The organism is Corynebacterium ureicelerivorans (assembly GCF_000747315.1).
Lineage (GTDB): Bacteria > Actinomycetota > Actinomycetes > Mycobacteriales > Mycobacteriaceae > Corynebacterium > Corynebacterium mucifaciens.
In genome coordinates this window covers 668,136-681,842 of the sequence record NZ_CP009215.1, presented here as the reverse complement: position 1 = coordinate 681,842, position 13,707 = coordinate 668,136, and the positions used below count along the sequence as shown (strand labels likewise).

Here is a 13,707-nt window from a genome sequence, read left to right as displayed (position 1 = left end):
CTTTAGCCTGCGTAGCCGAGTGGGCGGTAGAGTCGGGCGCATGACTGCTCAGTACTCGGATTCCCGGCTGACAAACCTCATTGCAGAGGGCACCGGGGAGATCCTCAAAGGCGTGCGCGGGGTGGGGCTGCTGCGCGGCCGCGAGCTCGGCGAGGCGGGCGACGAGCTCGCGCAGAATTGGATCGCGCGCGTGCTTGCGCAACACCGGCCCGAGGACGGTTTCCTGTCCGAGGAGGCCGCGGACGACCACGACCGGCTGAGCAAGGACCGCGTCTGGATCGTTGACCCCCTCGACGGCACGAAGGAATTCGCCACCGGCCGCCAGGACTGGGCGGTGCACGTCGCGCTTGTGGAGGACGGGGTGCCCACCCACGCAGCGGTGGGGCTGCCCGACCTGGGTGTGGTGTTCAAGTCGTCCGACGTGCGGCACGTCTCAGGCCCCTTCGCTGGCAAGGTGGCGATGTCGCGCAACCGTCCCCCGGCCGTGGCGGCGCACGTTGCGCAGGCGCTGGGCTTCGAGGCGGAACCCGTTGGCTCTGCGGGCGCGAAAGCGATGCACGTGCTGCTCGGCGACTACGATGCCTACGTTCATGCCGGCGGGCAGTACGAATGGGACCAAGCCGCGCCGGTGGGCGTCGCGCTGGCCGCCGGGCTGCACGCCTCCCGGCTCGACGGCTCCGCGTTGCGCTACAACAACGCGGACACCTACATTCCGGATATCGTGATTTGCCGCCCCGAGCTCGCCGACGACATCTTGGAGGCGGCGGCGCGCTACCGCGACGAGCACGGAACCTTCGAAGGAGTAGCCAAGTGATTTCCACCCCGTACGAGGATCTGCTGCGCGACGTCCTCGAGCACGGCACCGAGAAAGGCGACCGCACGGGCACCGGCACCCGCTCCGTGTTTGGCCGCCAGATCCGCTACGACCTGTCCGAGTCCTTCCCCCTGCTGACCACCAAGAAGGTGTACTTCAAGGGCGTCGCGGGCGAACTGCTGTGGTTCTTGCGCGGCGATTCCAACGTGCGCTGGCTGCAGGACAACGGCGTGCGTATCTGGAACGAGTGGGCGGACGAGGACGGCGAGCTCGGCCCCGTGTACGGCGTACAGTGGCGCTCCTGGCCCACCCCGGACGGCGGGCACATCGACCAGATCGAGGAAGTGCTGCGCACGCTGAAGGAAAACCCGGATTCGCGCCGCAACCTCGTCTCTGCCTGGAACGTGGCAGAGCTAGACAAGATGGCGCTCATGCCCTGCCACCTGCTGTTCCAGCTCTACGTCGCCGACGGGCGGTTGTCTATGCAGGTCTACCAACGCTCCGCCGACATGTTCCTCGGCGTGCCGTTCAACATCGCTTCCTACGCGCTTTTGACCCACATGTTCGCGCAGCAGGCGGGCCTGGAGGTCGGCGAGCTGATCTGGACGGGCGGCGACTGCCACATCTACAACAACCACGTCGAGCAGGTGCGCGAGCAGCTCTCCCGCTCCCCGCGCCAGTACCCGCAGCTGCGCCTGCGCAAGGCGGCGTCCATCTTCGACTACGACTTCGCCGACATCGAGGTCATAGGCTACGACCCGCACCCCACCATCAAGGCGGAGGTCTCCGTATGACGCAGCGCGTGACCCTGGGCGCGATCTGGGCGCAAAGCCTGGGCGGCGTCATCGGCGACGGCGCGGGCATGCCCTGGCACCTGCCGGAAGACTTGAAGCACTTCAAGCAAATCACCTACGGTCACCCCATCATCATGGGCCGCCGGACGTGGGAATCATTGCCCACTCGCCCCCTGCCGGGGCGTGCGAACCACGTGCTGTCGTCGCGCCAACCGGGCACGTGGTCGCGCGGCGCGTACGTCTCCCGCGACATCCCCGACCTAGAAACGGACGCGTGGATCATCGGCGGCGCGCAAGTCTATGAGGCCACCATCGACGAGGTGGACGTCATCGAGCGCACGCTTATCGACGTCCATCCGGACGTCCCCGCGTCCAGAGCCGTCTACGCGCCCCGGATCGATGCGGACTTCGCGCTCGCCCGCGACGGTGAGTGGCAGACCTCCGAGACCGGCCTGCGATACAAATTCCAACGCTTTGAAAGGATCTGACATGACTGTAAAGACCCCCGAAACCTCCTCGCCCGTCACCATCTTCGCCGCCGACTGGTGCCCGTTCTGCCGCAAGCTGCGCGAGCGGCTTGACCGCACCGAGACACCCTACGACGTGGTGGACGTGGACGCCGACGGCATGGACGAGGTCAACGAGTGGATCAAGTCCGTCAACGACGGCAACCGCATCATCCCCACCGTGCTCTACTCCGACGGCACGCACGCCACCAACCCGGAGGCCTCCGCGGTGCGCGCGAAGCTGCACGAGCTCACCGGCGAGGCGTAGCCGCTACCCCGCCTGCACCACAACCATCCAGATGGCGACGAGGTGCAGGACGGCCGCCACGACCGTCGCGGTGTGGAAGTGCTCGTGGTAGCCGTAGTAGCGCGCTGACCTCCCCGGCCACTTAAAGCCGTACACCAGCGCGCCGAGGGTGTAGATCACCCCGCCCGCGACAAGTAGCCACACCACCGCCGCTCCCGCCTCGCGCCACAGTGTGGGGAGGAGCGGGACGATGACCCACCCCAGCCCAACGTAGACCACCACGTCCAGCCAGCGCGGGTGGTTGATCCACACGAGGTTGAGCACCACTCCCCCGATGCCGCCCGCCCATGCGACGGCAAGCATCACGGCCGCAGTCTTCGGCTGGAAGACAGTCAGGCACAGCGGCGTGTACGTTGCGGCGATGAACCCCGAGATCGTGGCGTGGTCCGCCCGGCGCCACCACTGCACGGCGCTGGCGGTGCGCCACGGCCAACGGTGGTACATCGCGGAGACCCCGAAAAGCAGAAACAACCCAGCACCGTACACGGTGACCCCGAGGGCCTGGACCCACTGCAGCGTCATCCACGCGAACGTGATCAGCACCGCCGCCGCGAGCGCCGAGAGTATTGCCGCGCCGAAGTGGAACCAGCCGCGGATCACGGGGCGCGCGCCTCGATCCGCCATAACGTAGCTGCGCTGCACTTGGCCCTGCTGGAGTGTGTGGTGCGGTCTCGTGGCGGTCACGGGTCACCTCCGCTGTCGTCGTTGCCATGGCTTTCGGCTGAATTCATCTCTAACCTACGGCAACGTAAGTAATTTAGTCGAAGTCCCGCAGGGCCGCCTCCGCCGCCCACCATCCAGGCATCCCGTGCACGCCGGCCCCCGGCGCGGTCGACGCCGACGCGAGGTAGAGCCCCTTGCGCAGCCGGTGCGGCTGCCGCATGAGAAGCTGTGCGCCGTCCATGGCTCCGCCCGCGATGTCCCCGCCGACGATGTTCGGGTTCCACGCCTCCAGCGCCGCCGGGGATGCCTCGATCCTCTGCCTCACCACATGGCTGAAGCCCGGCGCGAACCGTTCGATCTGCCGCTCGATCTTTTCCGCCACCTCGCCGGGGTAGTGCTCCCGGTAGCCGTGCGGCACGTGGGCATACGTCCACAGCACCAGCCCACGGGAGGGGTCGGCGGCGTACTGCTGGGCGGCCATGACAAACGGGTGCTCGGGCATGATGCCGCCGGCCACGGCCTTCTCGGCGCTGACAATCTCGTCCACGCGGCCGCCGACGTGTACCGTCGCCGCCTGTCCCACCCGGGGGTCCGCCCACGGCACCGGCGCATCGAGCACGAAATCCACCTTGTGCACCGCCGGGCCGTAGCGCCACCGGCGCATGGACCTTTTGCGCCGGGCGGGAAGCGAAGCGCCGTCGATAGCCAGCACCTGCGATGGCGTGAGGTTGAGGATCACCGCGTCCGCCTCCGGCAGCTCGCGCACCTCCTCGCCGCAGCGCACCACGCCGCCATGCTCCTCCACGAGCCTGAGCAGTGCAGCGGTGATCGCGCCGGAGCCGCCCTCGGCCACAGGCCACCCGCGCGTCATCCCCAGCGCCCCGAAAAGCAGGCCGAACGCGCCGGTGAGCGGCCGCGCAGGCGACGTGATCGCGTGCGTCGCACTGCCGGCGAAGAGTGCGCGTGCCTCCTCGGTGCGGAACACCGTGCGCCCGAGCGCCGCAGCCGGCAGCACTCCTCGGGCCCCGAACCGCGCTAGGGCCACCGGGTGCCTCGGCCGCCGCGGCATGGGTGCGAGAACGTCGCCCAGGATGCCGTCGATACTGTCCACCACCGGCTGGTGCAGCCGGGTCCATGCGCGCCCGTCCCCGCCAAGCCCCGCCGCCGTTGCCTCGAGGGAGCCCTCAAGCAGTGCGGACGTGCCCTCGAGTGGGTGGGCCATCTCGAACGGAGCGCGCAGCCAGCGCACGCCGTAGTCTTCCAGCCGCAGCGCGTGAAAGGCCGGGCTTGCGGCGCCGAAGGGATGGCAGGCCGCGCCGAGGTCGCGCATCGCGCCGCCCTCAAGCTGCTGCGTCGCGGCAGCACCACCGGCGCTGCTCGCACGTTCTCGCACGTCAACCCGCCATCCGTTCACGGCTAGGCGCGCCGCGGCCGTCAGCCCGTTTGACCCGGCGCCCACAATCACTGCGGTTGGTTTCACCGCGCCCATGGTAAACCTGAGTACCCGTTCACGGCCGGAGAAGCGAGGAACTTTCGTGTCATGATTGCGGCTTCACGTTCCGGCCGCGTGCACGGGTGTCGTCGTCTTCTCAGCCAGCCCGGCCCATACCCACAGTGAACTGCGTTTTGAGACCACACTACCGCGGGCCGACCGCAGCGCGGCGGTGTACTTTCGTCCCGCCGTGGCACCTTCGTTCCCACTCCGCTGCGGCCTCTTCCCCAGGTATTGCACCGCTATTAACCTCCCTGTCTGTTCACTGCAGATCTGATTACAAAACTGCAATTCGGTTGGGAGAATTCGATGAGTAACACGCCGCGGCCCCTGGTCGCCTCGCTGGCAGCGTCAGCTGTCCTCTTGGCGTCCTGCGGTACCGATTCAGCGTTGGATTCGACGCGTTCGGCCGCGCCCTCTTCTGCCCCGGCGGCGGACACGGGCTGCGCTACGGATACAGCCCGGTCGACGAGTGGGAGCAACGGCTTCGCCGTCGCCACAACGCACCCGCAGGCCGCGTGGGCCGCGTGCACCGTGCTTGCCCAGGGTGGCTCAGCCGCGGATGCCGTCGCGGCCGCCCAGCTGGCATTGGGGGTTGTTGAACCAATGTCCTCGGGCCCAGGCGGCGGGGCGCTCGCGGTGTACTACGACGCCCACACCCGCTCGCTCAGCGCCTACGACGGCACGGTCGTGGCGCCCAAGGACGAAACGGGTGACGCGCTTTCCTCTGCCGGTGTACCGCACACCCTCGCGTTGCTCGCATCGCTGCGCGCCGATTACGGGGTGTTGGACGCGTCCAGCATCGCGGAACCCGCGCGAGATCTCGCGTCGGACGGCTTTACCGTCTCGGAGCGGTTCGCGGACGCGGCCGCGAGCGACGGCTCACCGCTTACGGACACCGGCCTGGCCGAGAAGCTGTACGGCGCTGAGGGCGCCGACGGCATCACGGCTGGCGAGACGCTGACTAACAGGGCGTACGCCGACTTCCTCGGCTCCTGGATCGATACTGACGGTGCGTTGTCGAAAGACACTATCGAGTCCCTTGCGAGCGAGCTGCCCGATGTCGCCGGGAGGGCGAACTTCGCCCGGGAGTGGCACGACGCCGCCGCCGCCGAGGTTGATCCGCTGTGCGTGACCTTCCAGGACACGGAGGTGTGTGGCGTGGGATCCCCCGCCACAGGGACCCCGATCGTCGCCCAGACGCTCGGCATCTTGAATCACCTCGACCCTGCGCGCCACGAGCCATACGACAACGACGGGCTCCGCGTCGCCCGGACGACAGCGGCGCACGAGATCATCGAGGCCGAGCGCATCGCCTTCGCCAACGCGAATACGTGGGCAGGCGACCCTGCCGGAGACAAAGCGCAGGAGGCCATCGCGGACGGCTACATCAACGACATTGTCACCGACCGCCGCACGCTCAAAGGCGAGGCGGAGTCGATCCGCAAAAAGCGGCCCCTGAAAGAGCCCGAGGCGGAGCGCCTGGACGGTGTGGCGGGCAAGTACCGCGACTTCGAAGAAGAGGGCACCGCCCAGATCAGCGTCCGGGACGGCGAGGGCAGTTTTGCCTCGGTGACGACGACGCTGCAGAAGAACTTCGGCACCGGGCTGACAGCAGGCGGCTTTTTCATCAACAACTCCCTGGATAATTTCGGCGGCGACGACCAGCGCGAGCCGAATGCCCGCGCACCCAGGCGGCACCCGAAAACGACGATGTCCCCGCTCATCATCACCGATAACGGCGGCGACGCGGTGGCGGCGCTCGGCTCACCCGGCGGCAAATCCATCCCGTCCTACAACATCAAGACCACGGTGGCGCTCACCGCCTGGGGCCTCGCCCCCGACCAGGCAGTCACCATGCCGAATTTCGGCGCGACCGGACGACATTCCGCCTACGTCGAAGCGCCGAAGCACGAGGACATCCCCCGCGATATGAAGCGAATGCGCAAGGTCCTCGAACGGTGGGGCCACAGCCTCGACACCGGCGAGGCAGATAGCGGTACGTCAGTTGTCACGTTCATCGACGGGACTGTGGCTGCCGCCGCCGACCCTCGCCGGGGAGGAGGCGCCGCTGCTAGCTCGGCCCCCTAGATCCGCCCCAGTTTCCTCCAGTCCGTCGTTCCCGTACCCACCCCAATCGTTTTGAAAAGGTATTCCCAGAATGCTGAGCATGATTAGCCTCTGTGCTGCCGGTGCCGCCGCGCACGTCTCCTACCTCCACACCTTTCACTCGCGCCACCGCTCCCGTCTCGACGGATTGCAGCACAACATCCACATCAACGGCATCCGCGGCAAGTCCACCGTGACCCGCATGATGGGGGCTGTGCTGCGGGAGGCAGGGCTGCGCACGATCTCCAAAACGACGGGCACGTACGCCTGCGTCATCGACTGTGAGAGCGGCGAGCACCCAATCAAGCGCACCGGTCCCGCAAACATCGCCGAGCAGTACTCGTTTATCCGCGAATGGGTCACAGAGGACGTGGATGCGCTGGTGGTCGAGTGCATGGCGGTGAAGCCCAAGTACCAGAAGGTTTGCCAGGAAACCATCCTGCAATCGCCCATCACGGTCATCACCAACGTGCGGCTGGATCACCAGGAGGACATGGGCGACACCCTGGAAGAGATCACCGCCTCCTTATGCAACACCGTGCCGTTTAACGGCACCGTCGTCACCGCGGAGCGCAATCCCCGCCTCGTCTCCATCATCGAGAAGTTCGCGAAGGAGCGCGGATCCCGCGTCATTGTCGCCGCCCGCACGGATCTTTCCGAAGGCCTCGTCCCCTACTTCTCCTACCAGCAGTTTGAGGAGAATGTCGCCGTGGTGCTCGCCGTCGCCGAGCTCATCGGCATCGACGCCCAGACTGCCGCGCGCGGGATGCTGGCCGCGGCCCCCGACCCGGGCACCACGGCCGTTCAGCGCATCCCGGTTGGGGATTCGTCCGTCACCGACCTCAAGTGGGTGCCGATGTTCGCGGTCAACGACTGGGAGTCCACAGTGCGCGTGTTCCGCTCGGTGAGCGCAGAGAAGCTCAGCGACGACGCTTCCCGTGTGGTCATCCTGAACAACCGCTCGGACCGCACCGACCGCGCCCAGATGTTCAACGATTTGATCAGCACGGACCTGCGTGAGGAGATCGACCGCGTGGTGCTGTTCGGTGACCTACAGGATGTGGTGAGCCAGCAGCTCGTGGACAACGGTCTGCCGGCGGACATGGTGGTGACCACCGGCGATCTAGAAAACGCGACCGGCGAGGCGCTCCTGCGCCGGGTCATCGACGGCCTGGACGGCGACGTCGCCGTCTTCGGCATGGTCAATATCCACACCGATCACGCTACTGAGCTCATCCGCTACTTCGACGCCGCTGCCACCGACGACGCAGCAGCGGGCGCAAGCCCTGTGGCGGAGGAGGAACAGTCGGCGATTGCGGAGCTCACCTCCGATGTTGCCGCCTTCGGCTACGAGGGCGCCGAGTTCATCGAAGACCACGAGCCCGAACTGGAAACAACCGAGACGAAGATGGCGGCCTAATCATGACCCTTGCGTTTCTTCCCACCGAGTACGGCTTCACAGTCGAAGCCATTCACTACTTGTTCATCACTGGTCTTTTGGTGAGCTACATCTACTACAAAAAGACCAACATCTCCTGCGGCGGGTCGCTCGCTGTCGCCTACCTCGGGGCGAGCATCCTGTGGCCGGTAGCCATCGTATCCACCATCGTCATCGCCTTAATTTCCTACGTCACAGTGAAGCGGGTCGTGCTCCGTTTGTGGCTGCCCCGGCCGCGCCAAATCTTCGGCATCGGCCTGCTCGTGGGCATCTGTTACGGCGCGATCTGGCTTGCGGTGGCCACTGCGGTGTTCGGGTCGGATTCCATCCCCTCACAGATCGCTATCGTGGGCGTGATCATCCCCGGTATGCTCTGCAACTCGTTCAACAAGCAGGGCGTAGCCAAGACGCTCGTCCCCATGGTGTGGATGCTCCCGTTGACCGGCGTAGTGGGGCTTGGCCTGGCCTCGTTGTCGTACCGCATTTCCGACGCCGGCACCATCGGCCGGATGTTCGCGCCCGCCGAAGCTCACCCGACGCTAACGTTCGCGCTCACGGCGCTGTCGGTGCTCATGGCCGTGCTCATTCAAGACGGCCCGTTCTCGAAGCTGAAGCTGCGCACTGGCGGTTACGTCACCGTCGGGCTGATCGTTGCCACGATCGGCCCGTGGCAGGTCGTCGTCCTCATGGCCGCGGCGGTACTTGTGACCTACCTGGTCTTTGTCAACGTCACGAAGCTCGTCCCGGCGCACGGCAAAGACCGGTTCGTCGTGCTGATCATGATCTCGTCTGTGTCGGTGCTGACAATCGAGTACGTGCTGAACACGCTCACCGGCGTGCAGTTCGACGGCGCCCGCAGCATTGTGTACTGCGCGCTGCCGGCGATCGTGGCCAACGACCTAATCCAGTACGGCCCGAAGAAGACCGCCGGTGGAATGGCCATCTCGGCGCTTGTCACCGGCGCGGTTGCGATCCCCGGTTTCGCACTCGCCGCCTAGCGCAGCGGCCTCGCGGATAGGGCCAATCAAGCACCAACAAGCGAAGACCCCGAGAGCCTGCTAACGCAGCGCCTCGGGGTTTCTGTGTAGAACATGGGGGGCATTCGAACAATCCCCGATGCTGGGTGTTTAACACCTTGCACTTACCCGCTCCTCCTACCAGTTTTCAGTTTTCCTCACACCCTACCGCCTCTAAAAGCGACCCTGTACCTCCAAGGCACAGGGTCTAAGACAAAAGACCAACTATTTCACAACGACAAGTCCCGCCTGTTTGGTCTCCGCACGGTGCATAAGACCACGGAACTGCTCCAGAGATTGCTCGGCGGGTCGGAATCGTTCATAGTTCCGCAGACTCTTCACACCAGCAGCGTTAGCGATTGCGGTGTCGGGAACAAAGTGCTTCATATGCTCCGCTATCCACGTCACTCGCATCTTCTCGAAGGTTGGCACCAGAACAGCAGCGTTTGGTTCTTCGGTGATGAACCTGTTCATAATTTTGTCTCGGCGTTGCATATCTGGGTAGATGAGATATTCGTCAGGATTAGGGTTGGCTCTTAGCCTCTGCCGCAATCCCTCATCCCAATCAGCGACCACAGGTACAATTCTTTCACCCACGTGAAGACATGCCCCTCCGGCGTCGAGGAACACGTCTCTCATCCGCAGGTTCACCGCCTCTCCGTATTTCAGTCCGCCACCTAACCCACACGCGACAATTACTTGTTTCATCGTTAGTCGTTCTTCTGTGCGTAGCCGTGAGTTAGCCCATTGCCATATGCGTTGTTGCTCACTCGCTGTGTACGGCTGGGTGGTTTTGGAGCGGGCGTAGGTGTGGTATCGGCGTTTGCCTTCGAAGTTGGGGTTGAGGGTTTCACCTACCAGGGTGAGTTTGCTTCGGATAGCTCCTTGGGACCCGGTGGTGAGGTGGGTGTTGGTGGCGACGGATTGTTGGATGATTTCATCGTCGAAGATAACTGCGTAATCGAGGTCGTAGCCCATCTCGTAGCAGTATTTGATGTGTTTTGTGGTGGCGTTTCGGATGTCTTCGAATCGTCTCCGGGTGACGTTTGTGTCGCAGGTATTGATGAAATCAGTGACAGTCTGGCAGACGAATTCTCCGATTTCATCCCAAGTGCTGTCTGGTACGGATGTGGGTTTGTTTTTGTAGACGTCGTTTGGGTGCATTCCAATGACGCTAAAAGGAATAGCACCTTGGAACTGAGCACCTTACTTCACCCAGGAAAACTAGGAGGTGAAGTGCATGTTTGGTAGCCGATAATCCGGCTAGGAATCAGGTCGGAACAACTTACCGTTCTGATTACTGATAGCAGCTAAACGGTTATAGATCGCTTTGAGTCGTTTCTTCGACGGATACGCCTGCCCAAAATCAATATAGGCGTGGCTATCAGGTGCGTCTTCGAGCATTGAGTCATCCCAAACCGACAGGGCCGGTTGTTCGCCATCGTGTAACTCGCCCTCCTCGGTAGGCAAAGGAATGTCCTCAATTTCACCTACAGTCATCCTCGCAACCGCAGGAGGTGGGTTGAATGGCTTTCCTTCGCTTTCTTTCCTCGCCCGGAGGATCGTGGATTTTTGCTCCAGTGCCTCGCTTGGAGTTATCTTGCTTTCTTGATTGACCGAGAGCTGGTCCTTATCTCTTGTAGTGAGTCTGAAGGCTTCCTCCGTCACCATCCCATTGTCGAAAAACCGGGCATTGATGACCCGTAGCATTATCTGCTCAGACTCAGTTATCCGCTGTGGTTGAGTCACTCGACAATCCTCTCTACCCATTCGGTGATGAGGTCTGAGGGGTGTTTGCTGAGTGTTTCTACTTCTTGGTCGATGGCATTCATTGAGATTGTGTTGGACTTGTGGAAATAGAATCCACCTTCGGGTTCCACTTCAACGGAGAAGTGCTGGTTGTCGCTCACCCAAGAGAAGACGATTGCACCATCGACTGATGGAGCCACTGTTTTCGGTAACTTGCCCGCGTTTACAGCAGCTTTGACGACCGCATGGGCATTTTCTAGTTGCCCCTGGGTGAAACCGTCACCTTCTTCGCCGTCAAGCCAGCCTGGTTGCAGCTCCCCGATCTCTTTGAGTCGGTCTTGGAGGCGGTTGTATTCAGTAGTTAGTTGATCCGTATGGATGCTGTCAACTGAAATGAAGACGTGCGACTTTGATTTATTGGTGAATTCGACTTGTCCTTTAACTTCGACCCACGCCCATGTCTGTTCGTTTTGGCCATCAATGTCGAGTTCGAAGCCGTGATCGTATGTGGCGGTTGCTGAAACACGGGATGCCGCATCTACGAAGTTGAAGGTGCCGTTCGATACGTTTGTGCTTCGTACGAGTCCGCTGTATGTGACATGTTTGAACTGCGGTTTACCAAGCTGGTCAAGTACGTATTCACGAGCGGAAGTCGTATAGGTCGGTTTCGTACTCCAGTCTGTGACTCTCCCATGTCCGACTTGAAGCTTCTCGTCGTCGCGGAGAGTGGAACCTAGGTTTCGGATTGCTGGCAAGGGTAAAGCGTAAACACTGTCGGGTAGTGGTCCGTGCTCAGACGCAAGCCGGAGGATTTCTTCCAACTCCTCCACTGCCTGTCGATAATCTTCCGTGAATTCGTCAGAGGAAGCGGGAAAAAGTGTTGGGTCATCTGGGGTGCTTCGCCTTCTTTCCAGGAGTGGTGTTGCTGTTCCCTCGGCAATAGTGTTGATGCGAAGCTCGTAGGCCTTCCTAAAACTATTCGGCAGTTTGGAGCTTTCGGGGTGCTTTGCTCGCCAGCGAAGTTCAATGAGTTGGTAGAGAAGCTCGTCTAACGCTGCTACTTCTTTCGTGTTTGCAGCGGGCATTCCGAAATCTTCAAAGCGGTCGCCGTCTAGGTGCAGAGAGGCGACTGTTTCGATGTTCGGATCAGTTTGAGTCACAATCGTTCAGTATAAACGGTTGAGCACTCTGAGTTAGTTGTCTGGATCGTCCATTTTTCAAGTCCGGTGGGCATTTGATCGACAAGTAATTTTTATGCATGTAGGACCACTTAATGCCCGTTGTGATGGTCGGTAAAAAGACCTAACATCGTTCCTGTCGAGCAAATCGATTTGGGAGTGTTGCATGTCTGGTTCGCCTGTTCGTGGTCGTCCTCCGAAGAAGGATTACGCGACGTTGTATGAGGGTTGGCCTGATGTGGATGTGGAGTCCATCAGCGATCCGAACGACCGAAAGTTGTTGCGTCTCGTCCACAACTTCCGCACAGCGTTCAACGAGGCCTTAGACACCGGGGAAGTGACCTCCCTTCGTGACCTTGCCCGCAAAGTCGGCACCTCGCACGCGGTACTTCATCAACTTCTGAACGGGGCTGGTTGGCCTTCAGCGGAGACAGTAGCACGTCTTGAAACAGTGCTTGAACGTAAACTTTGGCCAGCCCAACCCGTGAAGCAAAACAGGAAAACCACGTAGGGCAATCCTCTACGTAAACCCCCAACCAATTGCAGCGAAAACGATAGCCGATTACCCGGCTAGCCGCTTATCCTCCACATCACGCACGTGGCCGAGAACTCGGCTACACAATGTGCCTGATCTTTGGAGGAACACTGGCCTCGATACACGATTACACGCCAAAAACTGTCCCCGACAATCTGTGGCAAAAGGTGCGACCGTGGGTTGTGGAGCACGCGGAAAAGTTCGCTGAATTCCACCCAGACATCGCATTTCGGAGATACACAGGTCCGCTTGCTGGGATTGCAGCGTACTGCGTTGACACGGGCTACGAGCTTGAAACACAGGTGTTGCTGGATGACGAAATCATCGAGCAATACGTTCAATCCCTCGACGTGTCACGGGCGTCAAAATCCGACAAACGTAAAACTCTGAAACGCATCGGGGAAGCTCTCAACGACACATGGGAAGGGCCAAGGAAATACAACCCGTACCCCGCTTCCGACCCGACAGGCCCATATAGCGAAAGGGAGCAGGAACTGATTCACTCGTGGGCCTCTTTTGAGTCAGCGGGAATTGTGGCGGACGAGCGGAAGAAAATTGTTTCCCTCGGTTTCGGTGCAGGGTTGACCGCATCAGAGATGTCGCAACTTCGGTGGAACCAAATTCGTTTCGATGAACAAGGGGCGGTTGTTTTACTTGCTGGTCGTGTCATTCCGATGCTCGACCCGTACGGGCAGCAACTTCACGTTTTTCAACCAGAAAACAGCTCTGAACATGTGCTACGGCCGAATGTTTCCAACCGGCACCCAGATGCTGTTGTCACGAAAACACTGACGCAACCTGTTCCCGGTGTTCTTCGCCCCACGGTGAGGAGGATGCGGGCGACGTGGATTGTGACACTGCTGCAGTTGCGGATACCGGATTGGTTGATCTGTGCGGTGGCGGGGATTCGTCAGCTTCGCAAATATGAGGCGTTTCGCCCTGAGATTGACCCTGATGAGGTTTGGGTTTCTCGGCATTTGTTTGGTCAGCACACTAGCCCGCTTCATGTTGTAGATTGTTGCGCGGTCGTATCTAGTAACACCGTGGTGAGTATCGAGTAACGCATTGGTGAGCATCCAGTAACAGTCCGGGGGAGGATTCTGGTG

14 protein-coding genes are annotated in these 13,707 nt (G+C 61.8%); 9 read left to right on the top strand and 5 right to left on the bottom strand.

The window, feature by feature from the left end; genetic code table 11:
* Positions 1-40 precede the first annotated feature (40 nt).
* From CUREI_RS03485 to CUREI_RS03470, 4 genes are read left to right on the top strand one after another with little or no spacing between them, the layout of a single operon-like run.
* Complete coding sequence (locus CUREI_RS03485; protein ID WP_038610444.1) at positions 41-814, top strand: 3'(2'),5'-bisphosphate nucleotidase CysQ; 774 nt, start codon at positions 41-43, stop codon at positions 812-814.
* Positions 811-1,608, top strand: coding sequence for a thymidylate synthase (locus CUREI_RS03480; RefSeq protein ID WP_038610442.1), 798 nt, complete (start codon positions 811-813; stop codon positions 1,606-1,608). The genes CUREI_RS03485 and CUREI_RS03480 overlap by 4 nt, the downstream gene beginning before the upstream one ends.
* Positions 1,605-2,096, top strand: coding sequence for a dihydrofolate reductase (locus CUREI_RS03475; RefSeq protein ID WP_038610440.1), 492 nt, complete (start codon positions 1,605-1,607; stop codon positions 2,094-2,096). The genes CUREI_RS03480 and CUREI_RS03475 overlap by 4 nt, the downstream gene beginning before the upstream one ends.
* A 1-nt stretch (position 2,097) precedes the next feature.
* Positions 2,098-2,382: a mycoredoxin gene (locus tag CUREI_RS03470; RefSeq protein ID WP_038610439.1), complete on the top strand. Its 285-nt coding sequence runs from the start codon at positions 2,098-2,100 to the stop codon at positions 2,380-2,382.
* Positions 2,383-2,385: 3 nt separating this feature from the next.
* Here the strand turns inward: CUREI_RS03470 and trhA are convergent, their stop codons facing one another.
* Both trhA and CUREI_RS03460 read right to left on the bottom strand, forming a co-directional pair.
* Positions 2,386-3,045 carry a PAQR family membrane homeostasis protein TrhA gene (gene trhA / locus CUREI_RS03465; RefSeq protein ID WP_084768436.1) on the bottom strand — a complete coding sequence of 220 codons (660 nt, stop codon included), beginning with the start codon at positions 3,043-3,045 and terminating at the stop codon, positions 2,386-2,388.
* 133 nt (positions 3,046-3,178) lie between these two features.
* Complete coding sequence (locus CUREI_RS03460) at positions 3,179-4,573, bottom strand: phytoene desaturase family protein (RefSeq protein ID WP_038610436.1); 1,395 nt, start codon at positions 4,571-4,573, stop codon at positions 3,179-3,181.
* Positions 4,574-4,885: 312 nt separating this feature from the next.
* Between CUREI_RS03460 and CUREI_RS03455 the strand changes: the two genes are divergently transcribed.
* The 3 genes from CUREI_RS03455 (at position 4,886) to CUREI_RS03445 (ending at position 9,121) form a co-directional block, all read left to right on the top strand.
* On the top strand, positions 4,886-6,667 hold the full coding sequence (locus CUREI_RS03455; protein WP_084768146.1) for a gamma-glutamyltransferase: 1,782 nt from the start codon (positions 4,886-4,888) through the stop codon (positions 6,665-6,667).
* A 79-nt stretch (positions 6,668-6,746) separates the two neighbouring features.
* Positions 6,747-8,105 (top strand): poly-gamma-glutamate synthase PgsB, encoded by a 1,359-nt coding sequence (gene pgsB, locus CUREI_RS03450; protein ID WP_236627254.1) that lies wholly within the window; start codon positions 6,747-6,749, stop codon positions 8,103-8,105.
* A gap of 2 nt (positions 8,106-8,107) precedes the next feature.
* Positions 8,108-9,121 (top strand): poly-gamma-glutamate biosynthesis protein PgsC/CapC, encoded by a 1,014-nt coding sequence (locus CUREI_RS03445; RefSeq protein ID WP_038610431.1) that lies wholly within the window; start codon positions 8,108-8,110, stop codon positions 9,119-9,121.
* A 243-nt stretch (positions 9,122-9,364) separates the two neighbouring features.
* On the opposite strand, the gene CUREI_RS03440 is transcribed toward CUREI_RS03445, so the two are convergent.
* The 3 genes from CUREI_RS03440 to CUREI_RS03430 form a co-directional block, all read right to left on the bottom strand.
* On the bottom strand, positions 9,365-10,303 hold the full coding sequence (locus CUREI_RS03440; RefSeq protein ID WP_038610429.1) for a site-specific integrase: 939 nt from the start codon (positions 10,301-10,303) through the stop codon (positions 9,365-9,367).
* A 99-nt stretch (positions 10,304-10,402) separates the two neighbouring features.
* Positions 10,403-10,888, bottom strand: coding sequence for a hypothetical protein (locus CUREI_RS03435; RefSeq protein WP_038610427.1), 486 nt, complete (start codon positions 10,886-10,888; stop codon positions 10,403-10,405).
* On the bottom strand, positions 10,885-12,048 hold the full coding sequence (locus tag CUREI_RS03430) for a hypothetical protein (protein WP_144242405.1): 1,164 nt from the start codon (positions 12,046-12,048) through the stop codon (positions 10,885-10,887). Before CUREI_RS03430 ends, CUREI_RS03435 begins: the two co-directional genes overlap by 4 nt.
* A 184-nt stretch (positions 12,049-12,232) precedes the next feature.
* Between CUREI_RS03430 and CUREI_RS11915 the strand changes: the two genes are divergently transcribed.
* Positions 12,233-12,577 (top strand): helix-turn-helix domain-containing protein, encoded by a 345-nt coding sequence (locus CUREI_RS11915; protein ID WP_084768144.1) that lies wholly within the window; start codon positions 12,233-12,235, stop codon positions 12,575-12,577.
* Between the two features lie 206 nt (positions 12,578-12,783).
* The gene (locus CUREI_RS03425) at positions 12,784-13,662 is read left to right on the top strand and encodes an integrase (RefSeq protein WP_236627253.1); all 879 of its coding nucleotides are present in this window, start codon (positions 12,784-12,786) and stop codon (positions 13,660-13,662) included.
* The last annotated feature ends 45 nt before the right edge of the window (positions 13,663-13,707 follow it).

What these genes read in the sequence shown, in the direction of transcription:
- CUREI_RS03485 (WP_038610444.1), top strand. Translation starts at nt 41, where the DNA reads ATGACTGCTCAGTACTCGGATTCCCGGCTGACAAACCTCATTGCAGAG.
- CUREI_RS03475 (WP_038610440.1), top strand. Translation starts at nt 1,605, where the DNA reads ATGACGCAGCGCGTGACCCTGGGCGCGATCTGGGCGCAAAGCCTGGGC.
- CUREI_RS03470 (WP_038610439.1), top strand. Translation starts at nt 2,098, where the DNA reads ATGACTGTAAAGACCCCCGAAACCTCCTCGCCCGTCACCATCTTCGCC.
- trhA (WP_084768436.1), bottom strand. Translation starts at nt 3,045, where the DNA reads ATGGCGGATCGAGGCGCGCGCCCCGTGATCCGCGGCTGGTTCCACTTC.
- CUREI_RS03460 (WP_038610436.1), bottom strand. Translation starts at nt 4,573, where the DNA reads ATGGGCGCGGTGAAACCAACCGCAGTGATTGTGGGCGCCGGGTCAAAC.
- CUREI_RS03455 (WP_084768146.1), top strand. Translation starts at nt 4,886, where the DNA reads ATGAGTAACACGCCGCGGCCCCTGGTCGCCTCGCTGGCAGCGTCAGCT.
- pgsB (WP_236627254.1), top strand. Translation starts at nt 6,747, where the DNA reads ATGATTAGCCTCTGTGCTGCCGGTGCCGCCGCGCACGTCTCCTACCTC.
- CUREI_RS03445 (WP_038610431.1), top strand. Translation starts at nt 8,108, where the DNA reads ATGACCCTTGCGTTTCTTCCCACCGAGTACGGCTTCACAGTCGAAGCC.
- CUREI_RS03440 (WP_038610429.1), bottom strand. Translation starts at nt 10,303, where the DNA reads ATGCACCCAAACGACGTCTACAAAAACAAACCCACATCCGTACCAGAC.
- CUREI_RS11915 (WP_084768144.1), top strand. Translation starts at nt 12,233, where the DNA reads ATGTCTGGTTCGCCTGTTCGTGGTCGTCCTCCGAAGAAGGATTACGCG.